Consider the following 25,305-nt stretch of genomic DNA (forward strand, 5'->3'; position numbering starts at 1 on the left):
ATGAAGACGCTCACACGCAGCGAATTTCGCAAACAGATCCGTATCAAACGCAATGCCTTATCTGGCGACCAACAAACTCAATCCGGTATCGACTTAGTTAAGCAGTGCATGCAGCTTGATGAAATTCAGTCTGCTCAGCATATTGCCCTCTATATCTCTATCGATGGCGAACTCGATACTCAGCCTTTAATCGAATGGTTATGGGCGCAAGGTAAGCAAACTTATTTACCAGTATTGCACCCCTTCTCTGCCGGGCACCTGCTGTTTTTACACTACTCGCCAACCACACCGACGGTCTTGAATAAGTACGGTATTGTCGAACCTCAGCTCAATCAAATGCTGGTTAAACCTTGTCAGCAACTCGACCTTATTCTTACGCCCCTTGTCGGCTTTGACTCCCATGGCCATCGTTTAGGTATGGGCGGCGGATATTACGATCGCACCTTGGCAAAGTGGTTCGAGACGGGCGAAGGTGCAGCTCCTATTGGTTTGGCTCATGATTGCCAACATGTTGATACGCTACCGATTGAAGAATGGGACATTCCGTTACCTAAAATCGTGACTCCGAGTAAAACTTGGCAATGGGAAAGCAACCATTAAAGCGCTATAATCGCGCCGCAAACGTTAACCTCGATATAGAAACGTTAACTCAATATCTAAACGTTAACTTCATCATTACGCAAACGATCAATTCAAAGCGCAAGACCTTATTCAGGAGAATGGCATGACTCAAGATGAAATGAAAAAAGCAGCTGGCTGGGCAGCACTTCAATATGTTGAAGAAGGCAGCATTGTAGGTGTAGGTACTGGCTCTACAGTAAATCACTTCATCGACGCACTTGGCACAATGAAAGACAAAATCAAAGGTGCGGTTTCAAGCTCTGTAGCCTCTACTGAAAAACTAGAAGCACTAGAAATCAAAGTATTTGAGTGCAACGACGTATTCAAACTAGACATCTATGTTGATGGCGCAGACGAGATTAACGCTTCACGCGATATGATCAAAGGCGGCGGCGCTGCTTTGACTCGTGAAAAAATCGTAGCGGCTATCTCTGATAAGTTTGTGTGTATTGTTGACGGCACTAAAGCAGTTGATGTGTTGGGTAAATTCCCACTGCCTGTTGAAGTAATCCCAATGGCACGTTCATACGTGGCACGTGAGTTGGTTAAGCTTGGTGGTGACCCAGTTTACCGCGAAGGCTGCACAACCGATAACGGCAACGTGATCCTAGATGTGTACGGCATGGCGATCGAAAACCCGAAACAACTAGAAGATATCATCAATGGTATAGCTGGTGTGGTGACGGTTGGTCTGTTCGCTCACCGTGGTGCTGATGTGGTTATCACCGGCACGCCTGAAGGTGCAAAAATCGAAGAATAAATAATAGAAGATTGAGTTTTTCTGTTACTTCATTACATACGGTGCCCTAGGGCGCCGTTTTTTTTGCTTTATTGCTGTAAAATTATGTCTTATTCCGTAATTTTCTTACCCAAAACATTTTTTTTTTGTTACTTTATTGTTCAGAAGACGCACAGGGAAAACGTTTGTCTCCTAACAAAGTGGTGAATTTGTTCCCCTTTCAGCCATTTTGTAGCACGTGCGCCGCATTTGCCCAACCTTTCCATTTTAAGGACGAGAACAATGGCCAAAGTTTCACTGGAAAAAGAAAAAATTAAAATTCTACTTCTAGAAGGTCTTCACCCTTCTTCTGTAGAAGTACTGCAAGCCGCTGGTTACACAAACATTGAGTACCACAAAGGCTCGCTACCGGAAGATGAACTTCTTGAAGCAGTAAAAGATGCTCATTTCATTGGTATTCGTTCTCGCACTAATATCTCCCAAGAAGTTATTGATGCAGCTGAAAAGCTGGTTGCCGTCGGTTGTTTCTGTATTGGTACTAACCAAGTCAACCTTCAAGCAGCAGCAAAACGCGGTATCCCTGTGTTCAACGCACCGTTCTCAAACACTCGAAGCGTTGCTGAGCTCGTTCTTGGTCAGGTTCTATTGCTACTACGTGGCATTCCAGAAAAGAACGCGCTTGCACACCGTGGCATCTGGAAAAAGAGTGCCGACAACTCTTACGAAGCCCGTGGTAAGCGTTTAGGTATTATTGGCTACGGTCACATCGGTACTCAACTGGGTATTATTGCTGAAAACCTTGGCATGCGTGTTTACTTCTACGACATTGAAAACAAACTGTCTCTGGGTAACGCAACGCAAGTTCATACCATGACGGAATTACTGAACAAGTGTGACGTAATCTCTTTGCATGTACCTGAAACCAACGAAACAAAAGACATGATGGGTAAAGAAGAGTTCGAGCGCATGAAGCCTGGTTCTATCTTTATCAACGCAGCTCGTGGCACGGTAGTCGATATTCCTGCTCTGTGTGGCGCTCTGGAGTCTGGACACCTTGCAGGTGCGGCTATTGATGTTTTCCCAACAGAACCAAAAACCAATGCAGACCCGTTTGAGTCTCCATTAATGCAGTTCGATAACGTGATCCTAACGCCTCACGTGGGTGGTTCAACTCAAGAAGCACAAGAGAACATTGGTGTTGAAGTTGCTGGTAAGCTAGCGAAATACTCTGATAACGGCTCTACGCTATCAAGTGTTAACTTCCCTGAGGTATCACTACCACTGCATACTGGAACGTCTCGTTTATTACACATTCACGAAAACCGCCCAGGCATCCTAACTCAGATCAACACCATCTTCGCTGAGGAAGGGATCAACATCGCGGGTCAATACCTACAGACTGCGGCTGATATGGGTTATGTCGTTATCGATGTAGAAGCCGATCGCTCTGAAGAAGCACTGCTTAAACTGAAAGAGATCGAAGGCACAATCCGTGCTCGTCTTCTTCACTAATCATCGCACTCAAAATGCATAAAAAAGGCTCTCATCATGAGAGCCTTTTTAGCATTTGGCCTATCGTAGGTAATTAGGTCGTCATGATCCAAAACCTTCTATAGCACTGTCATTACTCTTCGATCTGGTAGATCACATTCACGCGATCACGAATGGTGATCGTTGAGTCTTCATAAGAGTTCGATTCTGTTCTTGCATCCATCGCCATTGAACGCATGAGTACTGGCTGAGAAGATTGGGCGTTGTAATCCACGCGCCATACATCACCTAACTCGCGCTCAAAACCACTCGCCAATGATTTAGCTTTTGATGTCGCATCTTTAATGGCTTCTAAGCGCGCTTGCTCTTGATACTTAGCTTGGTCGCGAACTTGCAGTTGGATGTTGTCGATCTGATTAATGCCTTCTCCAATCGCAATATCCATGTACTCATTAAGATTAGCTAGCTCAGTCACTTGAACGGTCACATTACGTGAGGCGCGGTAGCCAACCAGTTCCGGTTTGCCATCTTTCGGGTAATGATATTGAGGAGATAAATACAGGTTAGAGCTGTGTACACTCGCCTCATCAACACCAGCTTGATGTAGCTTGTTTAGAAAGCCTGTCACGACTTTATCAACGGTATTTTTAGCCTGTTCAGCAGTCATCGTCGATTCCACGACTCTCACAGAGAATGTCGCCATATCAGGTGTAGCGATCACTTCACCATAGCCTGTCGTTGAAATATGAGGAAAGGATGGAGAGTCAGCCAATGATGGAAAACTCACAGCACTCAACGCCGCAGTAAGAGTAAGAGACGTTGCTAACATCTTTGGTACAAGCTTCATTAGGTATGACCTATGCTAAACAAATGTCCTTTCATCATAGAGCAATTTATCGTTTAGCCAATCCAGAGCACACACTTCTAACAGAACTTTGACGCTGAAAAAACCAACAGTTTACTGAGGTAAGTGATTGTGAGCAAAACTCAATATTGCTTGGGATACCTCTTTTAATACTCCGCTCTCAAGCTGCCAATGGTGCCAATAGATGCGATAAGAGAGCAGAAAGCCAGGGGTAATATCAATCAGAGCACCAGACTCGAGCTCATCGATAATCTGTAATCGGGGGATCAAGCAATAGGCTACACCCGATAATGCCAAGCGCACAAATGCTTCTGAACTGCCGACTGTATGATTGATCACACTGTCTCTCGGGACGTTAAAATGATCATGCAGAAACTTCTTATGCAGATCATCGTATTGATCATAGGAAACCGCAGGTGCTTTGCTTAAGGTGGCGTAGTTTACGCCCTCTGCAAAGTAACGCTGATGAAAGTCAGGGCTAGCCACGCACACATAATCCATCCTACCGAGATAGTCAGCACTGCAGCCAGGAATCGCTTGAGACTCCAAACTGATTGCACCGGCCACCTCGCCACTTTTAATCTTTTCAATGGTTCTCGACTCACCATGAATCGCGAGGTTCAACTCGACTTGGCGAGACTTAATCACATCCGACAAAGCTGGTAGCAACCATGTCGCCAAACTATCAGCGTTGGTGGCTATGGATATCGATAGTGGTTGATTACCCTCTTCATTCATCAACTCAGGCACAAGCTCGTGCTCTAACAAACGAACACGGCGATATAAGCCCAGTAGTTTTTTACCCGCAGGCGTTGGCCTAGGCGGGCTTTCTCTCACCAAGGCTGGCTGAGCCAACCACTTTTCCAGCTGTTTGATGCGTTGAGATACCGCCGACTGGGAGATATATAACTGCTCAGCAGCCCTTTCGAAGCTACGTTGTTTTACTACAGCATCCAGTGCTTCAATCCATTTATAATCCAATCCGCGCATCAATTTGCTTCCTTTTTAAGCTAACTCATCACCACATTAGCAACTCTAATAATGGATTAAAATCATTAATTATACTTATTTAAAGGGTCAGAGTATCTTCGCCATATAGCACGTAAATATCGTTAAATAAGTGGAGGTTAAAATGAGTTTTTGGGTTTTATTACAAGGTTTTGGTCTAGGGGCAAGTATGATTATCCCTATTGGCGCTCAGAATGCGTACGTCCTAAATCAAGGGATAAAACGCAATCATCATTTAACGACAGCAACGATTTGTAGCCTGCTCGATACTCTGTTTATCTCATTAGGCATTTTTGGCGGCGGAGCGATCTTGTCGCAAAATGAATTACTGCTTACCTCAGTGACACTAGGTGGCATCGCTTTTCTGACTGTGTATGGTTTGCTCTCACTACGCAGTGCATTCAAAGTGCGCACCAGTGATGAGTCGAAAGGTGAGATATTAGCGCGTGGCAAGCGCACCGTTATTTTAGGGGCATTGGCAGTAACAGTATTAAACCCACATCTCTATTTGGATACCGTGGTAATTCTTGGATCCATTGGTGGGCAATTTGAAGGCAACGACAGAATTGCATTTGCTATGGGGACTATATTGGCTTCGTTCGTCTGGTTCTATTCTTTGTCATTAGGCGCTGCAAAACTAGGCCCGACGCTATCTAAACCTAAGGTTAAGAAAGGCATTGATATCGCAGTCGCAACCATGATGTTCGCCATAGCAACGGTGCTTACCGATGGACTTATTGAGCAATACTGGTAAATCTATTTAGCTTCATGAAACCAACAAAAAAGGCGGATAACCTAAGTTATCCGCCTTTCCTTATAAAAGCTTATAGTTATAAAAACTAACTAGGAATTAAGCTTCTACTTTATTCATGTGTACATCCATTTGCGGGAATGGAATTTCGATACCCTCGTTATCCAAGCCTTCTTTGATTGCTTGCATCAGGTCGAAATAAACATTCCAGTAGTCAGCAGTGCTAACCCATGGACGAACAACGAAGTTAACTGAAGAATCAGCAAGCGTATGAACACCAACTTGAACGCCAGGTTCTTTCAGTACACGCTCATCAGATTCACAGATCTTAGTCAGTAGCGCTTTTGTCTTCTGAAGATCAGCGTTGTAAGAAACACCAATCATTAGATCAATACGGCGCGTCGCATGACGAGAATAGTTTGTGATTGGGCTGCCGATAACGCTACCGTTAGGTACTACAACCATTTTGTTGTCTGGCGTTGTTAGAACCGTTTGGAAGATTTGAATAGAATCAACTGAACCTGCCACACCACCAATTTCCACATAGTCACCAGACTTAAATGGACGGAATGCAACGATAAGTACACCAGCAGCAAAGTTAGATAGTGAGCCTTGTAGTGCAAGACCAACGGCTAAACCAGCCGCACCAATAACAGCAACTACAGATGCCGTTTGAACACCTAAACGACCAAGTGCAGCAATTAAAACAATCACAAACAACAAGTAACGAACTAAACCATGGACGAACTCCACAACTGCTCGGTCCATTTTCTTCTTCTGAAGAACCTTAGACACGCTATTCGCTACTGCTTTAACAATAAGGTTACCAATAAATAGAATTATCAGTGCTGAAATGATATTTACGCCATATTGGATAAATAAATCTGAATTATTTGTTAACCACTGCTCTGCTTGAGACAAACCATCCACAAGTGGAGTCTCAATCGCTGTCGAACTATCAGCCATAATGTGCATCCTCTATATAATATGCTATGGGCTAAACTGCCTTAAGCCTCATTTACTCTGCAATATAATAAACAGTGTAATTACCGTTAAGTCATTGTGTTAAAAGTAAATTAAAGCCAAGTCCTTTTTATAAACTGAACCAAGTTCAGTTTTTCGGCACGATATCCTATCTTTGACAGATTGCAAAGTCATATTTATGTAAGCTTTTGAATTATTAAAACTTACCGATAAACACAAATACCGATAACTAAAAGACTACGAAATTTATTCACCGCACGCTAGGTTTTTCACATATTTAGTACAAGTTTTTATCAGATATAAAAAACCCGCTCAATGAGCGGGTTTTTAAAACTTAAAGAGTACTTAATTCAAAGAATTATAGTACGTCTACAGCGTTAAGGTCAGCAAATGCTTTCTCTAGACGAGCAACCATTGAAGCTTGACCAGCACGTAGCCATACGCGTGGATCGTAGTACTTCTTGTTTGGAGCAGCTTCGCCAGTTGGGTTGCCGATTTGACCTTGTAGGAAATCGAAGTTGTCAGCAGAGTACTGACGGATACCGTCCCAAGTTGCCCACTGTGTATCAGTATCGATGTTCATTTTGATAACACCGTAGCCGATAGACTCTTGGATTTCTGCTTCAGAAGAACCAGAACCACCGTGGAATACGAAGTTTAGAGCGTTAGGTGCGATACCGAACTTCTCTGCACAGTATGCTTGAGAGTCACGTAGGATAGTTGGAGTAAGTACAACGTTACCAGCTTGGTAAACACCGTGTACGTTACCGAAAGATGCAGCGATAGTGAAACGTGGGCTAACAGCCATTAGTTTCTCGTAAGCGTATGCTACGTCTTCTGGAGAAGTGTAAAGCTCAGATGCGTCCATATCAGAGTTATCAACGCCGTCTTCTTCACCACCAGTACAACCAAGTTCGATCTCGATTGTCATGTTCATTTTAGCCATGCGCTCTAGGTACTTAGCACATGTTTCGATGTTCTCTTCTAGAGACTCTTCAGAAAGGTCTAGCATGTGAGAAGAGAATAGAGGCTTACCAGTTTGTGCGAAGAACTCTTCACCAGCGTCTAGTAGACCGTCGATCCATGGAAGAAGTTTCTTAGCAGCGTGGTCAGTGTGCAGGATAACTGGAACACCGTAAGCTTCAGCTACAGCGTGTACGTATTTTGCACCAGCTACAGCGCCAAGAACTTGTGCGCCTTGACCTTCAAGTTTAACGCCTTTACCTGCGAAGAATGCAGCGCCGCCGTTAGAGAACTGAACAACTACTGGAGCTTTAACTTTAGCAGCTGCTTCTAGTACTGCGTTTACAGAGTCAGTACCAACAACGTTTACAGCAGGAAGAGCAAATTTGTTTTCTTTTGCTACTTCAAATACTTTCTGTACGTCATCGCCAGAAATCACACCAGGTTTTACAAAATCGAAGATCTTAGACATGGAAATAGTCCTATTTATTCTATCGTTTTAAGATTAAAAAACTTAAGTTTAAAAACTTGCAATCGTTTGCTCACAACTTATGCCATTCTAGCAAAAAAGTGTGATATGCAGCAAACGTTAAAAGGCGAGATTCACATCTCGCCTTTCTAAATCAATTATGCTTTAGCACGCTCTTCAAGCATTGCTACTGCAGGAAGTACTTTACCTTCAACGAATTCAAGGAAAGCGCCACCGCCAGTAGAGATGTAAGAAACGTCAGCTTTGATACCGAACTTATCGATAGCTGCTAGCGTGTCACCACCACCTGCTACAGAGAAACCTGCAGACTCAGCGATTGCTTTAGAGATACCAGCTGTACCCGCTTCGAAGTTCTTGAATTCGAATACGCCTACAGGGCCGTTCCAAAGGATTGTTTTCGCGTTGCCGATGATTTCAGCTAGTGCCGCAGTTGAATCTGGACCAAGGTCGAAGATCATGTCGTCGTCTTGAACTTCAGAAACGTGCTTGATTTCAGCTTCTGCGTTTTCGTCGAATGCTTTAGCACATGCAACGTCAGTTGCTACTGGGATAGCACACTCTTTCATTAGCTTTTGAGCCGTTTCAACTAGGTCAGCTTCGTATAGAGACTTACCTACGTTGTGGCCTTCAGCAGCGATGAATGTGTTCGCGATACCACCACCAACAACAAGCTGGTCAGCAATTTTAGAAAGAGATTCTAGAACGGTTAGTTTAGTAGAAACTTTAGAACCACCAACAATAGCCACTAGTGGGCGAGCTGGGTTGTCCATTGCTTTACCAAGCGCTTCAAGCTCAGCAGCTAGAAGAGGGCCAGCACATGCTACAGGAGCGTAAGTACCAACGCCGTGTGTAGAAGCTTGAGCACGGTGAGCTGTACCGAATGCATCCATTACAAAGATGTCACATAGTGCAGCGTATTGCTTAGAAAGTGCTTCTTCGTTCTTCTTCTCGCCTTTGTTGAAACGAACGTTTTCAAGAACAACAAGTTCACCAGCGTTTAGCTCTAGGCCGTTTACGTAATCTTTAGCTAGTTTAACTTCGCAGTCTAGTGCGTCGTTTAGGTAGTTAACTACAGGAGCTAGAGAGAACTCTTCGTTGTATTCGCCTTCAGTAGGACGACCAAGGTGAGAAGTAACCATTACCTTTGCGCCAGCTTCTAGGCAAAGTTTGATAGTTGGTAGAGATGCAAGGATACGTGCATCTGAAGTTACTTTACCGTCTTTTACTGGTACGTTTAGGTCAGCACGGATAAATACGCGTTTACCTGCAAGTTCCAGGTCAGTCATCTTGATCACAGACATGATTTGTCCTCTCAAATTTAAATAAATATAAAGTTTTGGAAACTCAGCAACCCTGCTAAGCCTATAAATTATTCAACTGGTAATTCTTTCACTACTAATAATATGTGGACTCTTAGTATTTATTTCAAGCTAAAAAATAAATAATCCGCACATTTGCTTCTAGGTCTTACTTCTTGCCTTCAGAAGCTTGCATTGCAAGAACCGTATCCAGCATTCGGTTCGCAAAGCCCCATTCATTATCACACCACACTAGCATTTTAACTAAGTGGCCGTTGCTCACTCGCGTTTGTGAACCATCAACGATTGCGCTATGGGGATCGTGATTAAAGTCGATGGAAACGAGCGGCGCTTCAGTATAGTCAACTATATTGTGTAATGTACACTGGGATGCATTAACAATGGTTTGATTTACGTCATTAACTTTCACATTTGCATTAATTGTGACACTTAAATCCATCGCTGTTACGTTTACCGTCGGCACACGCACAGATATAGCTTCAAATTTGTTGGAAAATTTCGGGAAGATTCTTTCAATACCTTTATGCAACTTGGTATCGACAGGAATGATCGATTGGCTTGCTGCTCGAGTACGACGCAAATCGCTGTGGTACGCATCGATAACTTGTTGATCATTCATTGAAGAGTGAATAGTCGTAATCGTACCGGACTCGATACCAAAGGCGTCATCAAGAACCTTAATGATAGGGACAATACAGTTGGTGGTGCACGAACCATTGGAAACGATTTGGTGGTCCGCTTCGATGGTATCGTGGTTCACACCATAGATAATGGTGTTATCGAGGTCATTGGCACCGGGGTGAGAAAACAGTACCTTTTTCGCCCCTGCAGCAATGTGCGCGAGGCCGTCATCTCGGCAACCATAAACACCGGTACAATCGAGAACGATATCCACCTCAAGGTCACGCCAAGGCAACAGCTCAATATCAGCAAGATGTAAGATACGAATGGTATCAAACTCACCCTTGTCTTCAGCACCAATGCCATGATGGACATAAATGTGCTCTTGATCGTTAGAGATTTTCTTACCGAAGCGGCCGTGACTGGTGTCGTACTGCAATAGGTGAGCCATAGCGTCAGGCTGAGCAAGCTCATTGACCGCTACTACTTTGATTTGTTGGCTTTTGCCACTTTCATAGACAGCGCGCAATACATTACGCCCTATTCGTCCAAATCCATTTATCGCGACTTTTAGCATAGTTCCGTACATCTAACCAAAATTTCGTGCAACAGATGATAACTGAATCCTACCCAAAAGGCATTACTTGAATAACTCAGCTTGTTCATGACAGATTGATCTGTTGCTTATAGAGATGAGTCTAGGAGAAACAAATCCCAGAGACAAAAAACCGAGCTCAGCGCTCGGTTTTTTTATTCATTTCATTGTTAGCACTAAGCTAGCAATCAATGATTAAGCAAGAAGCTCTTTCGCGGTGTTTACTACGTTTTCAGTAGTGAAACCGAACATCTTGAATAGCTCGCCTGCTGGTGCAGATTCGCCGAACGTTGTCATACCGATGATCTTGCCACCGAAACCAACGTACTTGTACCAGAAGTCAGCGATGCCAGCTTCTACTGCGATACGAGCAGTAACGTCAGATGGAAGTACAGACTCACGGTATTCAGCATCTTGCTTGTCGAACGCGTCAGTTGCAGGCATAGATACTACGCGTACTGCTTTACCTTCAGCGGTTAACTGTGCAGCAGCTTCAACAGCAAGCTCAACTTCAGAACCTGTTGCAATGATGATTAGCTCAGGCTTGCCTTCACAATCTTTCAGGATGTAACCACCCTTAGCGATGTTAGCTACTTGCTCAGCATTACGATCTTGTTGTGCAAGGTTTTGACGAGAGAAGATTAAAGATGAAGGACCATCTTTACGCTCAATAGCCAGTTTCCAAGCAACAGCAGACTCAACTTGGTCACATGGGCGCCATGTGCTCATGTTTGGCGTTAGACGTAGAGAAGCGATCTGTTCAACCGGTTGGTGAGTAGGACCATCTTCGCCTAGGCCGATAGAGTCGTGCGTGTAAACTTGGATGTTCTGAACTTTCATCAGAGCAGCCATACGCATTGCGTTACGCGCGTATTCCATGAACATTAGGAACGTTGCGCCGTATGGTACGAAACCACCGTGCAGAGCGATGCCGTTCATGATAGCCGTCATACCGAATTCACGTACACCGTAGTGGATGTAGTTACCAGAGAAGTCAGTTGCTTCAAGAGACTTAGAACCAGACCACATAGTCAGGTTAGAAGGCGCAAGGTCAGCAGAGCCGCCCATGAATTCTGGAAGCATTTGACCAAACGCTTCTAGTGCGTTTTGAGATGCTTTACGTGAAGCGATGTTTGCTGGGTTAGCTTGAAGATCAGCAATGATTGCGTTTGCTTTCTCTTCCCACTCAGCGGGTAGCTCGCCGTTAGTACGACGTTTGAATTCAGCTGCTAGCTCTGGGTAAGCCGCTGCGTATGCGTCAAACTTCGCGTTCCACGCTGCTTCTTTCGCTGCGCCTGCTTCTTTCGCATTCCACTCAGCTGCGATATCTGCTGGGATTTCGAAAGGACCGTGTTCCCAACCCAATGCTGCTTTAGTTGCTGTGATTTCATCAGCGCCTAGTGGAGCACCGTGACAGTCATGCGTACCCGCTTTGTTTGGAGAACCAAAACCGATGATAGTTTTAGTACAGATAAGCGTTGGACGAGGATCCGCTTTAGCCGCTTCAATCGCTGCGTTGATAGCATCAGAGTCGTGACCATCTACTGCTGGGATTACGTGCCAACCGTATGCTTCAAAACGCTTAGGTGTATCGTCAGAGAACCAACCTTCAACTTCACCATCGATAGAGATGCCGTTGTCATCCCAGAAAGCAACCAGCTTACCAAGACCTAGCGTACCTGCTAGAGAACATGCTTCGTGAGAGATACCTTCCATCAGACAGCCATCACCCATGAATGCATAAGTGTAGTGGTCTACGATGTCGTGGCCTTCTTTGTTGAACTGTGCCGCCAGTGCTTTCTCAGCCATTGCCATACCAACAGCGTTAGTGATGCCTTGACCTAGAGGACCAGTCGTTGTTTCGATACCAGGAGCGTAACCGTACTCAGGGTGACCTGGAGTCTTAGAGTGCAGTTGACGGAAGTTTTTCAGGTCTTCAATTGAAAGCTCGTAACCTGCAAGGTGAAGCAGAGAATAAATCAACATTGAACCATGGCCGTTAGACAGGATAAAACGGTCGCGGTCAGCCCATTCTGGGTTTGCTGGGTTGTGGTTCAAGTGGCCACGCCAAAGAACCTCAGCGATGTCAGCCATGCCCATAGGTGCGCCTGGGTGGCCTGAATTTGCTTGTTGAACACCGTCCATGCTAAGTGCGCGGATTGCATTGGCTAGATCTTTACGAGAAGGCATGTCTGCTCCTGGATACATAAGCGATTTAAAAAAGAGATAATTGCTAAAGTTTTCATTTTTATTAGCGCGGGTATTCTCTCAAACGACTATTGCGACTGCAAACGTTTTACTGGCATTTTAACGGTCATTTTTCGCAATTTTCGAACATTTACATCACTTGGCAGTGGCTTATCTCGATCGATACGCAAACGATTAGTTATGACATATCATAAAAAAGAGCTTGTAATTCGACCGCTGGAATTTAGAATAGCCGTCTAGATGTAGAAACACCTACAAAATATACTGTATTTAATGGCGGCGCTTCCTAGCTTGCGACGCCATAAACTATTTACACCAAAAACTAAAAGTGGAGCTCTCATGGCTAAGCACCTATTCACTTCTGAATCTGTTTCAGAAGGCCATCCAGATAAAATTGCAGACCAAATCTCTGATGCTGTTCTTGATGCCATCTTGGAACAAGATCCAAAAGCACGTGTTGCTTGTGAGACTTACGTTAAAACCGGCATGGTTATGGTTGGCGGTGAAGTAACAACGTCTGCATGGGTTGATATCGAAGAAATCACTCGTGAAACAGTACGTGAAATTGGTTACGTTCATTCTGACATGGGCTTTGACGCTGACTCTTGTGCTGTTTTAAACACAATTGGTAAGCAGTCTCCAGACATCAACCAAGGTGTTGATAAAGAAGACCCTAAAGAGCAAGGCGCAGGCGACCAAGGCATCATGTTTGGTTACGCGACTAACGAAACTCCTATCCTAATGCCAGCTCCAATTACTTACTCTCACCTTCTTGTTAAGAAGCAAGCTGAAGTACGTAAGAGCGGTAAGCTTGACTTCCTTCGCCCAGATGCGAAATCTCAAGTTACTTTCCAATACGACCAAGGTAAGATCGTTGGTATCGATGCTGTTGTTCTTTCTACTCAACACTGTGATTCAGTAACAACGCCTGACCTACGCGAAGCAGTAATGGAAGAAATCATCAAGCCAGTACTTCCTGCTGAGTGGATCAACAAAGATACTAACTTCTTCATCAACCCAACAGGCCGTTTCGTAATCGGTGGCCCAATGGGTGACTGTGGTTTAACTGGTCGTAAGATCATCGTTGATACCTACGGCGGCGCAGCTCGTCACGGTGGCGGTGCATTCTCAGGTAAAGATCCATCAAAAGTTGACCGTTCTGCAGCTTACGCAGCACGTTACGTTGCGAAAAACATCGTTGCTGCTGGTATGGCTGACCGTTGTGAGATTCAACTGTCTTACGCTATCGGTGTTGCTGATCCAACATCTATCATGGTTGAAACGTTCGGTACTGAGAAAGTAGCACACGAAATCATCATTGAAGCTGTTCGTCAAAACTTCGACCTACGTCCATACGGCCTTCAAGAGATGCTGAACCTTCTTCAGCCTATCTACAAGCAAACTGCTGCATACGGTCACTTCGGTCGTGAAGAGTTCCCTTGGGAAGCGACTGACAAAGCAGCAATCCTTGCGGACTTCGCTGGCCTAAAATAATTTAGCCACTGCGATGTGTTCCTTTAAAGCCCTTACTGCTTAGTAAGGGCTTTATTTTTATGTACTTACCGAACTTTCACTCACAATACCCTTCCCTAACGCCCTTCTTTACCGTTAACCACTTAGTATAAAAAGCCGCTGATAATTTGTGTTTTCTAGCACTACTGACAATAGTTAAGGTAACTCCTAGGCGATCAAGCTCACATTTAACTTAAATTAATTCAGTCTGATAACGCTCGTTAAATGCACGCTAGAACAATAACTGGGATGACAAAGAGCAATTTAGCTCAACACCATAACTCTCACACAAGCCACATCGATGAGCCTTATGGAATTATAACTAGGACGTTATTTAACTAGGGGGATCTATGCCTCGTACCGCGCACCCATCCGAACTGAACGATAAAAAACACAAGGTCAGCGATAAGGATTACGCTCGCACCATTCCTTGCAACCAAATCAGTATTTCCGCACCCTTTCATTGGTTGTCGCTTGCTCTGCATGACTTAGTAAGAATGCCATTAATCAGCGCATTTTACGGATTGTGCTTTATGGGAGCGGCAATTGCGATTGTTCAACTTGTCCAATGGCAAGGAACACACTTAGTCGTGATGCCAAGCCTGATCGTGTACATGCTGATAGGGCCGTTTCTTGCCCTAGGCTTGTATGACGCAGCTTGGGAAAGAGAAAAAGGCCATAACGCCAGCCTACTGCACTCAATGAAAGCCATCACTCGCAACTCGACCCACCAATGGGCCTTTGCGATTGTGTTGATGGTTGCGATGATATTCTGGATGCGTATCGCTGCGTTATTGCACGCGCTCTACCCTTCAGTGCAAGGCGCACCATTGGCTGAGTTCGCTCCCTTCTTAATTACGGGTTCTGTGATTGGTTTTGTCATCGCAAGCCTCATATTTAGCATCTCAGCATTTTCAATTCCGTTAATGATGGAGAGACGCGTTGATGTGATGAGTGCAATTTTCACTAGCTTTAATGCCGTGAAATCGAACATTCCTGCAATGGTGGTTTGGGCAAGTATTATTTGTGCCGGTATTCTGGTGGGTTTTGCCACCTACGGCATCGGAATGATCGTCACCATGCCGCTACTTGGTTATGGTACATGGCACGCTTATCACGAGATCATTAAGAAAAAACATCACGTGTAAAGCATCGCTAGATCAAAAAGCAATGTTATGATGAGGCCTTGGCTTAAACGCTGAGGTCTTTTATTTGGAGTTAACAACGTTTGTCTTACACCCCGCAACAACATCGAGCAAATAAGAAATTGGCCGAGTGCCTAGCTATCGCAAATCAACATTTCTCTCGTGAATTTCCACACCCAACTATCACCTTCAAGTTAAGAGGTAAAGCAGCGGGAAAGGCCTACCTTCAGCTCAACGAAATTAAGCTCAACCACGTACTATTTTCTGAAAATGAAAACGCCTTCATCAACGAAGTTGTGCCGCATGAGCTCGCACACCTAATCACGCATCAGGTTTTCGGACGTGTTAGGCCTCACGGAAACGAGTGGAAATACGTGATGGAAAAGGTATTCAACGTTCCAGCCAAAACAACTCACAGCTTTGAAATAGCTTCAGTTCAAGGGAAAACCTTTGAATATCGATGTGAGTGCACCACTTACCCATTATCAATCAGACGACACAATAAAGTGCTTCGAAATCAATCGACCTATCGCTGCCAGCTGTGCAATCAAACCTTATCCTTCACAGGCACACAGCTCAGCTAAAGTCCTAGACTCGCACCTATTCGATTTGGTAACCCCATCCTTTTTATTTCAGAAAGCAACACTCGATTAAGTTGATGATAGAAATGTAATGGAGAAACTCATCCTTTGAGTGCTAGACTGATGTTTATCATACTTTTATCAGTCTTTTTCTATGCAAAAAATCACCATCAAAGCATTTGGCCTACCTGTGTCTTTTTACTTATCAATAGTATTTGGCCTACTGGTAACCCAAAGCGTTTTCGCCGCACCACCGAGCTCATTCTCCAAAGCAAAAAGAGAAGCGGTGAAGATTTATCTCGACCACCCGACTTCATTTTATTGTGGTTGTGACATTACATGGAAGGACAAAAAGAAAGGGATTCCCGACCTTGACGGCTGTGGTTATCAAGTCCGAAAACAACAAAAGCGAGCGAGTCGAATTGAGTGGGAACACGTGGTTCCAGCTTGGCAATTCGGCCACCAGCGTCAGTGCTGGCAAGATGGCGGGCGCAAGAACTGCACTCGCAATGACAAAGTATTCAAGTCCATGGAAGCCGATCTCCACAACCTAACGCCAGCTATCGGTGAAGTAAATGGTGACCGTTCGAACTACAACTTCAGCCAGTGGAATGGAATGGATGGCGTGAGCTATGGTCAGTGCGCAATGCAGGTCAACTTCAAGCAGCGTAAAGTTATGCCGCCAGACAGAGCAAAAGGCTCTATCGCGCGTACTTACCTTTACATGAGCCAAGAGTATGGTTTCAAACTATCTAAGCAACAAACCAACCTAATGATGGCGTGGAACAAGCAATTTCCTGTCGACAAGTGGGAATGTACTCGTGATGAGCGAATCTATGCCATCCAAGGTAATCACAACCCATTTGTTTACCCTGCTTGTAAATAACGTCGCTCATACAATCAACATTCCTAACTATCTCAAACAAGAGTTTCAGAATTGCCCCTGAAACTCTTGCTCTACCCTTGTTTTTTCAACTAAAAGCATCCATGTTAGGCAGAGACAAAATACCCAAATGAACATATTTATAGGTTTACCAGCATGAGAATCCCTCGTATTCATCACCCAGAACGCATTCATCAGTTAGGTTCACTCGCTTTAGGCGAAGATGCCGCGGGTCATGTTGGTCGTGTCCTTCGCATGAAAGAAGGCCAAGAAGTCCTTCTATTTGATGGCAGTGGCGCTGAATTCCCTGCGACGATAGCCGAAGTATCAAAGAAAAATGTCACCGTTAATGTTTCTGAACGCATCGAACGCAGCAGCGAATCTCCGTTAGACTTACATTTAGGCCAAGTGATTTCACGTGGCGACAAAATGGAGTTCACGATTCAGAAATCGGTTGAGCTTGGTGTGAACACCATTACCCCTTTAATTTCAGAGCGCTGTGGCGTTAAGCTTGATACAAAACGCTTCGAGAAAAAACTCGCACAGTGGCAAAAGATTGCTATCGCGGCGTGTGAACAGTGTGGCCGCAATACGGTTCCAGTCATTCGCCCTATCATGCAACTTGAAGAGTGGTGTAGCGAACCGAGTGAAGCATTAAAGCTGAACTTACATCCTCGTGCAAAATACTCAATTAATACCCTTCCAGAACCTATCAGTAAGGTACGCCTATTGATCGGCCCTGAAGGTGGCTTGTCGGCTGAAGAAATCGGCATGACAGAACAATACAAATTTGAAGAGACGCTACTCGGCCCACGTGTACTTCGTACCGAAACAGCAGCTCTAACCGCAATTACTGCCTTACAAGTCCGTTTTGGCGATCTAGGCTAGGAGAAAAAAATGATCAAACTTGGCATCGTAATGGATCCAATTTCATCCATTAACATCAAAAAAGACTCTAGCTTTGCCATGATGCTTGAAGCTCAGCGTCGTGGTTACGAAATCCATTACATGGAAATGGATGATCTACATTTAGATCAAGGCGTAGCCATTGCTGACACTAAGGTTGTTGAACTAAAAGAAGATCCAAACGGTTGGTACGAGTTCAAATCAGAACAGACTATCGCGCTATCCGATTTAGATGCGGTACTAATGCGTAAAGATCCTCCGTTTGATACTGAGTACATCTACGCAACTTACATTCTTGAGCGTGCTGAAGAGAACGGCGCACTGATCGTCAACAAACCACAAAGCCTACGTGACTGTAACGAGAAGTTGTTCACGGCATGGTTCCCTGAACTGACACCGACCACCATCGTGACTCGTAAAGCTGAAAAAATTAAAGCGTTCCGAGAAGAACACGGCGACGTGATTCTAAAACCACTTGATGGCATGGGCGGCGCGTCTATCTTCCGTGTGAAAGAAGGCGATCCAAACGTATCAGTTATTATTGAAACCTTGACCAACCACGGTCAGAACTACGCAATGGCACAAACTTTTGTTCCAGACATCAGCAATGGTGATAAGCGTATTCTTGTGGTTGACGGTGAGCCAATGCCTTACTGTCTAGCGCGTATTCCTGCAAAAGGGGAAACTCGAGGTAACCTTGCTGCTGGCGGTACAGGTGAAGCTCGTCCTCTAAGTGAAACAGACTGGGCTATCGCAAGAGCAGTTGCTCCAGCACTGAAAGAGAAAGGCTTAATCTTTGTTGGGCTTGATGTTATCGGCGACAAGCTGACTGAAATTAACGTGACTAGCCCTACTTGTATCCGTGAAATTGAAGCCGCTTTTGATATTTCAGTTACAGGTAAATTAATGGATGCAATTGAGCGTCGCGTTAACGCTAAATAGCCTAAACTAAAGAAAGCCTTAGCTATTCGAAAACACAGAAATATCTAGGCAAAGAACAATGAGCGGCTTTACGCCGCTCTTTTTCCTTTACTGGGAACACACTGGCAGGAGGCTCTATGAATTTAACGAACCACTTTCTGGTTGCTATGCCCGGAATGAAAGACCCATACTTTCAAAATTCGGTGATTTACCTTTGTGAGCACAATGACGAAGGCGCGATGGGTTTGATGATCAACGCCCCTATTGATGTCACTGTCGGTAGCATGCTTAAGCAAGTTGAGGTTGATTCTGATCAGCCAAAACCCAACCAAGCAAGTCTTGATAAGCCTGTATTGAATGGTGGACCGGTCGCAGAAGACCGTGGGTTTATTTTGCACAAACCTAAAGGCAACTATCAATCCAGTATCAGCATGACGGATCAAATCTCAGTGACAACCTCAAAAGATATCTTGATGGTGTTGGGCACAGAAGATGAGCCGATGAATTATTTAGTCGCACTTGGGTATGCAGGATGGGAACCGGGACAACTGGAAACCGAACTGACCGAGAACTCGTGGTTAACCGTTGAAGCCGACCCGAAGGTCATCTTCGATACACCGATTTCTGACCGCTGGAAAGTCGCTGTACAGATGTTAGGCATTAATGCAGCTCAGCTTTCAGCAGACGCTGGTCACGCCTAGCTCAAATCAACTAAGTAAAATAAACAGACACTCTCAAACACAGATAAATTTGGAAACCCCATGTCACGAACAATTATGGCATTTGACTACGGTACAAAAAGTATCGGTAGTGCGATAGGACAAGAAATCACGGGCACCGCAAGCCCTCTAAAAGCTTTTAAAGCCAAAGATGGCATCCCAAATTGGGACGATATCGAAAAGCAAATTAAGGAGTGGCAGCCGAATCTTATCGTGGTTGGTCTTCCTACCGATCTTCATGGTAAAGATCTAGCCGCGATTACACCAAGGGCGAAGAAGTTTGCCAATCGCCTAAAAGGGCGCTTTGGTGTCGATGTTGAACTGCATGATGAAAGACTTTCTACGACAGAAGCAAGGGCCGACCTTTTTGAAATGGGCGGCTATAAAGCGCTAAGCAAAGGCAATGTCGATAACCAGTCTGCAGTCGTCATTTTAGAGAGCTGGTTTGAAGCACAATATTCATAACGAAAATTAAGAGCTCAAAGATTAAACTCCTTTGTGATCCTATAATGATATTACGACGTAATGTCGAAGCAATTCATTATTAGGTAAGTGGGAGTTCACATGAAAATTTTTCTAGCAATCTTCGTAGCTCTAGCAATATCAGCATGCAGTTCGACAAGCTCCAATAATGCAGGTTATATGAATCATACTTCGATTGACGCAGACGTAATCAGCGAGCCTAAGAACAAGAAGCGTTGATAATACAGACGCAGTCGAACGATGAATATGATGAACGCCTGATTTTAACCTAGAATCAAATCAGGCGTTTTTTATCACCCCATATCTATCTTCACACCAGCCAACGCCCCAGTTCCGTAGTCGTCATCACCACGTCTAGTTTTGAGCATTAAGCGCAAGTCATTAGCAGAATCGGCACTGTGGAACGCATCCTCTTCGCTGATCTTGCCTGCTATCACTAAATCATACAAAGCTTGGTCAAAGGTCTGCATACCTATCTCTTTCGATTTAGCCATGGTTGCTTTCAGTTCGTGCAGTTCACCACGACGAATCAAGTCAGAAACACGAGGGCTATTCAGCAGAATCTCGAATACACCATGACGCCCGCTGCCATTCTTGTCGCAAATGAGTTGCTGAGCGACGACACCACGCAGGTTCATCGATAGGTCAAACAAGAACTGTTCTTTCTGCTCTTTCGGCACCAAATGAAGAATACGCTCTAGCGCTTGGTTAGCGTTATTGGCGTGCAAGGTTGCCATACACAAGTGACCCGTTTCAGCAAAGGTCATCGCGTATTCCATGGTCTCACGGCTACGGATTTCGCCAATCAAGATCATGTCTGGTGCTTGGCGTAGCGAGTTCTTAAGCGCGACTTCATAGCTCTCGGTGTCGAGTCCAACTTCACGCTGTGTCACGATGCACTTTTTATGTTCATGCACAAATTCAATCGGGTCTTCAACCGTCAAGATATGTCCCGAGCGATTGGTGTTGCGATAGCCTGTCATTGCAGCCATTGAGGTCGACTTACCAGAGCCTGTCGCACCAACCACCAGCACAAGTCCGCGCTTAGCTATTGATAGGTCCTGTAGTACATCAGGAAGCTTTAGTTGCTCAAAGGTTGGGATGTTAGTCTCGATACGTCGAATGACCGCTCCAGGTAGCTCTCGCTGAAAGAATGCACTGACACGAAAACGACCAAAGTCACGCACAATCGCAAAATTAGCCTCACGCGTTTGCTGATATTCATCACGTCGGTCTTGTTCCATCATCGCATCAAGTAATTGAGCAACTTGAGCCGCATTCAGCTTCTCTCCTTGGGGGCGTAATTCACCATCCACACGAAACAGGATTGGCGCATCGACAGTGATATAGAGATCCGATGCCTTTTGCGACAGCATTCCCTCAAGGATTTGATTCAATTCCATTATGTACACCTTAATTAAAACATTGAGGTTTCAATTTCGATCTTTTTCTCGACCTCTTCCGAATCAACCAAGCCCTGCGCCATCAGCTGCTTCGCATTTTGTTCCATGGTCTGCATGCCGTGCGCTGCGCCCGTTTGAATGATCGAGTACATCTGCGCAACCTTATCTTCACGAATCAAGTTTCTGATCGCAGGTGTTGCCATCATGATTTCATGACACGCCACACGACCACCACCAACACGCTTTAGCAGCTTCTGGGCTATCACCGAGCGCAGTGATTCAGACAACATCGAACGAACCATATCTTTATCGCTACCTGGGAACACATCGATAATACGGTCGATCGTTTTAGCCGCAGAACTGGTGTGCAGAGTACCAAAGACCAAGTGACCCGTTTCTGCTGCGGTTAACGCTAAGCTAATCGTCTCTTGGTCACGAAGTTCACCAACCAGAATCACGTCTGGGTCTTCACGTAAGGCACTGCGCAGTGCCGCTTTAAAACTGTGAGTATCACGGTGAACTTCACGCTGGTTGACTAGGCATTTATTATTGGTGTGAACGAATTCAATCGGGTCTTCAATCGTCAGAATATGCTTATTGTGGTTGCGATTTACGTAATCAACCATCGCCGCAAGAGTCGTTGATTTACCAGAGCCAGTTGGACCAGTGACGAGCACTAACCCTTTTTCGTAGTTAGCAATCCTTTCGAAGATCTCAGGTGCACCTAACTGATCTAAAGTCGGGATTTCGACAGGGATAGTTCGAAAGACAGCTGAGCAGCCACGGGCTTGGTTAAACGCATTAACACGAAAGCGACCAACATTGGGTAATTCAAAAGAGAAGTCGACTTCCAGTTTTTCTTCAAACTCGCCGCGTTGTGAATCGCTCATGATCTCAAAAACCAAACGATGCACATCAGCATGACTCAAAGCTGGGATTCCAAGCTTCCTTACTTCACCATCTATACGTACCATTGGAGATACACCCGCAGAAAGATGTAGATCTGACGCGTTATGCTTTACACTAAAATCTAGTAACTCAGTGATATCCATTTATTTTCCCTTAAGTAAAGTCAGCTATGAGTAGTATTCAACAAAATATCGAACAAATCACCTCACAGATTCGTAGTGCTGAGCAAAAGTGCGGACGAGCTCCAGAGTCCGTGCAACTTTTAGCCGTCAGCAAAACTAAACCTATTGATGCGATTCTAGAAGCCGCACTCGGAGGCCAAGTTGCCTTTGGTGAAAACTATGTTCAAGAAGGTGTAGATAAAGTAAAACACTTTTCAGAACAACATTCTAACCTAAATTTAGAGTGGCATTTTATTGGTCCAATTCAATCCAATAAAACCCGCCCAATCGCGGAAAGCTTTCAATGGGTGCATTCCGTCGATCGCGATAAGATCGCACAAAGGCTTAATGATCAACGACCAAGCGAACTTCCACCTTTGCAAGTGTTGATTCAGGTAAACACCAGTGGTGAAGAGTCCAAATCTGGAACCTCAGAAGAGACAGTTTTTGCACTCGCGGAGTTGATTTCATCGCTCCCCAACCTCACCTTAAGAGGATTGATGTCGATTCCTGCAAACGTATCTGACTATCAATCTCAGCTTAATGCATTTTCTCAACTGGCAGAGCTTAAAGACAAGCTAGCCGCGAAGTATTCAGACATTGATACCCTTTCGATGGGGATGAGTGGTGATATGGATGCAGCAGTTGAGGCTGGCAGCACAATGGTTCGTATTGGAACAGCTATTTTCGGCGCTCGTGATTACGCGAAATAGCCGTAGTAAGTAACGACAAGTACAAGTATTGATACCGCTTCGCCTTATCCGCGCAGCGACACGCTCAGGATTTTATATATGGTACATAAGAACATCGCCTTTATTGGGGCGGGAAACATGGTTCGCTCAATTGTAGCTGGCTTAGTTGCTAGTGGTTACCCAGCGCAAAAGATTACTGCGACAGCACCTTCAGAAACCAGAAGGCTGCCGTTAGAACAAGAATACGGCATCAATACCACCAGCGATAATATTGCAGCAGCTGAAAAAGCAGACGTTGTTGTGTTATCCGTGAAGCCACAAATGATGGCTGATGTATGTAAACCCTTACAAGATATCGACTTCAGCAACAAACTGGTTATCTCAATTGCCGCGGGTATTAATGCGAATCGACTTAATGAGATGTTAAACTGCCAACTGAACCTTGTTCGTGTGATGCCAAACACGCCATCACTGCTTGGTAAAGGGATGAGTGGTCTTTATGCCGATGCAACTGTCAGCCAAGATGATAAAGACTTTGCTTCTCAGCTGATGCAAGCTGTTGGTGAAGTAAGTTGGGTTGAACAAGAGTCTGGAATCAACAACATCATTGCGGCGGCGGGTAGCGCTCCGGCTTACTTCTTCCTGTTTATGGAAGCGATGCAAGCTGAAGCAATCAAGCAAGGTTTTGACCAAGAAACCGCTCGTAAGCTAGTGCAGCAGTCTGCATTAGGCGCGGCAGAGATGGTGGTAGCGAATCCAAATACTGAATTATCGACACTGCGTGAACAAGTGACTTCAAAAGGCGGAACAACTGCAGAAGCATTGCGCACGTTCAATGAACATCAACTATCAGACATCGTAGCCAAAGCCATGCAAGCGGCGGTCGCTCGAGCTGAAGAGATGGAAAAACTGTTTTAAGCATTTTGTCGCTCGGGTTATATCTAAGCGGCAAGTAAATCCGAAAAAGGAAACAATATGAACTCGATGAGCTTTCTGATCTCGACCGTTTTTGATCTTTACATCATGGTTGTGATCTTGCGTATCTGGCTACAAGCATCACGTGCAGATTTCTACAACCCATTCTCACAATTCATCGTAAAAGCGACACGACCAGTTGTTGCCCCACTGCGCCGAGTTATTCCATCAATCGGCAGCCTAGATCTTGCGACGGTTATTTTTGCTTATGTGCTATGTGTGCTTAAGTTCGTTGCTCTCAACCTGATTATCTCTGGCGGCGCAGCTGTATTCGATATCAGCTTCCTGATCTTTGGTGCACTATCTTTGCTAAAAGCGGCGGGTGGTTTGATCTTCTGGGTTCTGCTAATCCGTGCAATCCTTAGCTGGGTTAGCCAAGGCCGTAGCCCAATCGAGTACGTGTTCCATCAACTGACTGAGCCAATGCTAATGCCTATCCGCCGTATCCTACCGGATATGGGTGGCTTCGACTTAAGCGTTCTGGTTCTGTTCATTGTTCTACAGTTTGCGAACTTCCTAATGGGCGACATGATTGGTCCTATTTGGTATCAGCTATAATTCAAGTACGAACATCAGGTACTTTGACGATGCCAAAAGCGGTTTGGGCCGAGGAAAACGATATTCTTCTTAGGCTCTACATCCAACCCAAAGCAAGCCGAGACAAGATTGTTGGCTTGCATGGTGAGGAACTCAAAATTGCCATCACCGCTCCACCAGTAGATGGCAAAGCCAACGCCCACTTAGCGAAATACCTTGCGAAACAGTTTAAGGTCGCAAAAGGGCAAATTAAGATAGAAAAGGGAGATCTCGGTAGGCACAAGCAAGTTCGAATATGCTCGCCAAGCCAAATCCCAACTGAAGTCAAAGCCATCCTATGATGGCTTTTTGCTATTTATTGGAGTCATTATGCGTTTATGGATAACAGCACTACTCACCGCTCTTGTTGCCTTACCAAGCTCAGCAGGGCAATTTAAGAACATTAAGGATGTCGAGGTTCATTACTCGGCTTTTAATTCCACGTTCTTAACTTCGCAAGTCGCTAAGCAATACAAACTTAAGCGAAATGGATACTCAGCAATCCTCAACATCAGCGTGTTAGACAAGGCTTCTCTAGGCAAGCCTGCGACAACGGCTAAAATTACGGGAACAGCGAAGAACCTCGTTGGAAACACCCGTACTTTGAAGTTTCGAGAAATCAAAGAAGGCGATGCGATTTATTACCTTGCTGAGTTCACCGTAACTCACGAAGAAAACATCACCTTCGACATCGATGTGAACGCAGGCCTAAAAGGCACTGGTCCACTGCGTTTCACACAGAAATTCTATATAGAAGAGTAAGCTCAAACCTTACTTTTCATTT

27 protein-coding genes are annotated in these 25,305 nt (G+C 44.8%); 18 read left to right on the forward strand and 9 right to left on the reverse strand.

The genetic code is table 11. The features are described from left to right. The 3 genes from ACED41_RS15200 (at position 1) to serA (ending at position 2,872) form a co-directional block, all read left to right on the forward strand. Positions 1-600, forward strand: coding sequence for a 5-formyltetrahydrofolate cyclo-ligase (locus tag ACED41_RS15200; protein WP_065584112.1), 600 nt, complete (start codon positions 1-3; stop codon positions 598-600). A gap of 124 nt (positions 601-724) precedes the next feature. Beyond that, positions 725-1,381, forward strand: coding sequence for a ribose-5-phosphate isomerase RpiA (rpiA, locus tag ACED41_RS15205; protein WP_048605825.1), 657 nt, complete (start codon positions 725-727; stop codon positions 1,379-1,381). Positions 1,382-1,642: 261 nt separating this feature from the next. Further along, on the forward strand, positions 1,643-2,872 hold the full coding sequence (serA, locus tag ACED41_RS15210; protein ID WP_017059058.1) for a phosphoglycerate dehydrogenase: 1,230 nt from the start codon (positions 1,643-1,645) through the stop codon (positions 2,870-2,872). 112 nt (positions 2,873-2,984) lie between these two features. On the opposite strand, the gene ACED41_RS15215 is transcribed toward serA, so the two are convergent. Both ACED41_RS15215 and ACED41_RS15220 read right to left on the reverse strand, forming a co-directional pair. Then, positions 2,985-3,698, reverse strand: coding sequence for an oxidative stress defense protein (locus ACED41_RS15215; RefSeq protein ID WP_017059059.1), 714 nt, complete (start codon positions 3,696-3,698; stop codon positions 2,985-2,987). 111 nt (positions 3,699-3,809) lie between these two features. After that, positions 3,810-4,706, reverse strand: coding sequence for a LysR family transcriptional regulator ArgP (locus ACED41_RS15220; protein ID WP_017068706.1), 897 nt, complete (start codon positions 4,704-4,706; stop codon positions 3,810-3,812). A gap of 142 nt (positions 4,707-4,848) precedes the next feature. Between ACED41_RS15220 and ACED41_RS15225 the strand changes: the two genes are divergently transcribed. Next, positions 4,849-5,478 carry a LysE/ArgO family amino acid transporter gene (locus ACED41_RS15225; RefSeq protein ID WP_017059061.1) on the forward strand — a complete coding sequence of 210 codons (630 nt, stop codon included), beginning with the start codon at positions 4,849-4,851 and terminating at the stop codon, positions 5,476-5,478. Between the two features lie 96 nt (positions 5,479-5,574). Here ACED41_RS15225 and mscS read toward each other — a convergent pair whose 3' ends face one another. From mscS to tkt, 5 genes are all read right to left on the reverse strand, one after another. After that, positions 5,575-6,441 (reverse strand): small-conductance mechanosensitive channel MscS, encoded by an 867-nt coding sequence (gene mscS / locus ACED41_RS15230; RefSeq protein ID WP_017063201.1) that lies wholly within the window; start codon positions 6,439-6,441, stop codon positions 5,575-5,577. A 376-nt stretch (positions 6,442-6,817) separates the two neighbouring features. Next, entirely contained in the window at positions 6,818-7,894 is a 1,077-nt protein-coding gene (gene fbaA / locus ACED41_RS15235) for a class II fructose-bisphosphate aldolase (protein WP_010435694.1), read from the reverse strand. A gap of 155 nt (positions 7,895-8,049) precedes the next feature. Then, complete coding sequence (locus ACED41_RS15240) at positions 8,050-9,213, reverse strand: phosphoglycerate kinase (protein ID WP_017059064.1); 1,164 nt, start codon at positions 9,211-9,213, stop codon at positions 8,050-8,052. 166 nt (positions 9,214-9,379) lie between these two features. Then, entirely contained in the window at positions 9,380-10,429 is a 1,050-nt protein-coding gene (gene epd / locus ACED41_RS15245) for an erythrose-4-phosphate dehydrogenase (protein WP_032545627.1), read from the reverse strand. Positions 10,430-10,642: 213 nt separating this feature from the next. Next, positions 10,643-12,637 (reverse strand): transketolase, encoded by a 1,995-nt coding sequence (tkt, locus tag ACED41_RS15250; protein ID WP_048605833.1) that lies wholly within the window; start codon positions 12,635-12,637, stop codon positions 10,643-10,645. A gap of 357 nt (positions 12,638-12,994) precedes the next feature. Here tkt and metK point away from each other — a divergent pair, with 357 nt between their 5' ends. The 9 genes from metK to ACED41_RS15295 all read left to right on the forward strand — a co-directional run bounded on the left by metK (position 12,995) and on the right by ACED41_RS15295 (position 20,024). Continuing rightward, a complete protein-coding gene (gene metK, locus ACED41_RS15255; RefSeq protein ID WP_017062234.1) occupies positions 12,995-14,149 on the forward strand; it encodes a methionine adenosyltransferase in 1,155 nt (384 codons plus the stop codon). 368 nt (positions 14,150-14,517) lie between these two features. Beyond that, positions 14,518-15,315, forward strand: coding sequence for a DUF2189 domain-containing protein (locus ACED41_RS15260; protein ID WP_017067802.1), 798 nt, complete (start codon positions 14,518-14,520; stop codon positions 15,313-15,315). 80 nt (positions 15,316-15,395) lie between these two features. Then, positions 15,396-15,896, forward strand: coding sequence for a SprT family zinc-dependent metalloprotease (locus ACED41_RS15265; RefSeq protein ID WP_371725221.1), 501 nt, complete (start codon positions 15,396-15,398; stop codon positions 15,894-15,896). A 151-nt stretch (positions 15,897-16,047) separates the two neighbouring features. Then, entirely contained in the window at positions 16,048-16,779 is a 732-nt protein-coding gene (locus tag ACED41_RS15270; protein WP_371725222.1) for an endonuclease, read from the forward strand. Between the two features lie 153 nt (positions 16,780-16,932). After that, positions 16,933-17,664, forward strand: a complete 732-nt coding sequence (gene rsmE, locus ACED41_RS15275) for a 16S rRNA (uracil(1498)-N(3))-methyltransferase (protein ID WP_017062238.1) — start codon at positions 16,933-16,935, stop codon at positions 17,662-17,664. A gap of 9 nt (positions 17,665-17,673) precedes the next feature. Next, positions 17,674-18,624 carry a glutathione synthase gene (gene gshB, locus ACED41_RS15280; protein WP_004735482.1) on the forward strand — a complete coding sequence of 317 codons (951 nt, stop codon included), beginning with the start codon at positions 17,674-17,676 and terminating at the stop codon, positions 18,622-18,624. A 116-nt stretch (positions 18,625-18,740) separates the two neighbouring features. Beyond that, positions 18,741-19,304, forward strand: a complete 564-nt coding sequence (locus tag ACED41_RS15285) for a YqgE/AlgH family protein (protein WP_017062239.1) — start codon at positions 18,741-18,743, stop codon at positions 19,302-19,304. Positions 19,305-19,364: 60 nt separating this feature from the next. Further along, complete coding sequence (gene ruvX / locus ACED41_RS15290) at positions 19,365-19,787, forward strand: Holliday junction resolvase RuvX (protein WP_004735480.1); 423 nt, start codon at positions 19,365-19,367, stop codon at positions 19,785-19,787. 99 nt (positions 19,788-19,886) lie between these two features. Then, the gene (locus tag ACED41_RS15295; protein WP_371725223.1) at positions 19,887-20,024 is read left to right on the forward strand and encodes a hypothetical protein; all 138 of its coding nucleotides are present in this window, start codon (positions 19,887-19,889) and stop codon (positions 20,022-20,024) included. A gap of 74 nt (positions 20,025-20,098) precedes the next feature. On the opposite strand, the gene ACED41_RS15300 is transcribed toward ACED41_RS15295, so the two are convergent. Both ACED41_RS15300 and ACED41_RS15305 read right to left on the reverse strand, forming a co-directional pair. Continuing rightward, positions 20,099-21,208 carry a PilT/PilU family type 4a pilus ATPase gene (locus tag ACED41_RS15300; protein WP_371725224.1) on the reverse strand — a complete coding sequence of 370 codons (1,110 nt, stop codon included), beginning with the start codon at positions 21,206-21,208 and terminating at the stop codon, positions 20,099-20,101. Positions 21,209-21,222: 14 nt separating this feature from the next. Then, a complete protein-coding gene (locus ACED41_RS15305) occupies positions 21,223-22,260 on the reverse strand; it encodes a type IV pilus twitching motility protein PilT (protein WP_017062242.1) in 1,038 nt (345 codons plus the stop codon). Between the two features lie 26 nt (positions 22,261-22,286). Between ACED41_RS15305 and ACED41_RS15310 the strand changes: the two genes are divergently transcribed. The 5 genes from ACED41_RS15310 to ACED41_RS15330 all read left to right on the forward strand — a co-directional run bounded on the left by ACED41_RS15310 (position 22,287) and on the right by ACED41_RS15330 (position 25,283). Next, positions 22,287-22,991 carry a YggS family pyridoxal phosphate-dependent enzyme gene (locus ACED41_RS15310; protein ID WP_017062243.1) on the forward strand — a complete coding sequence of 235 codons (705 nt, stop codon included), beginning with the start codon at positions 22,287-22,289 and terminating at the stop codon, positions 22,989-22,991. Positions 22,992-23,069: 78 nt separating this feature from the next. Then, entirely contained in the window at positions 23,070-23,888 is an 819-nt protein-coding gene (gene proC / locus ACED41_RS15315; protein ID WP_371725225.1) for a pyrroline-5-carboxylate reductase, read from the forward strand. Between the two features lie 57 nt (positions 23,889-23,945). Then, positions 23,946-24,503: a YggT family protein gene (locus tag ACED41_RS15320; RefSeq protein ID WP_371721232.1), complete on the forward strand. Its 558-nt coding sequence runs from the start codon at positions 23,946-23,948 to the stop codon at positions 24,501-24,503. A 29-nt stretch (positions 24,504-24,532) separates the two neighbouring features. After that, entirely contained in the window at positions 24,533-24,823 is a 291-nt protein-coding gene (yggU, locus tag ACED41_RS15325) for a DUF167 family protein YggU (RefSeq protein ID WP_017062245.1), read from the forward strand. A gap of 28 nt (positions 24,824-24,851) precedes the next feature. Continuing rightward, positions 24,852-25,283 (forward strand): DUF4426 domain-containing protein, encoded by a 432-nt coding sequence (locus ACED41_RS15330; RefSeq protein ID WP_371725226.1) that lies wholly within the window; start codon positions 24,852-24,854, stop codon positions 25,281-25,283. The last annotated feature ends 22 nt before the right edge of the window (positions 25,284-25,305 follow it).

The organism is Vibrio sp. 1F255, from assembly GCF_041439145.1.
Lineage (GTDB): Bacteria > Pseudomonadota > Gammaproteobacteria > Enterobacterales > Vibrionaceae > Vibrio > Vibrio crassostreae_C.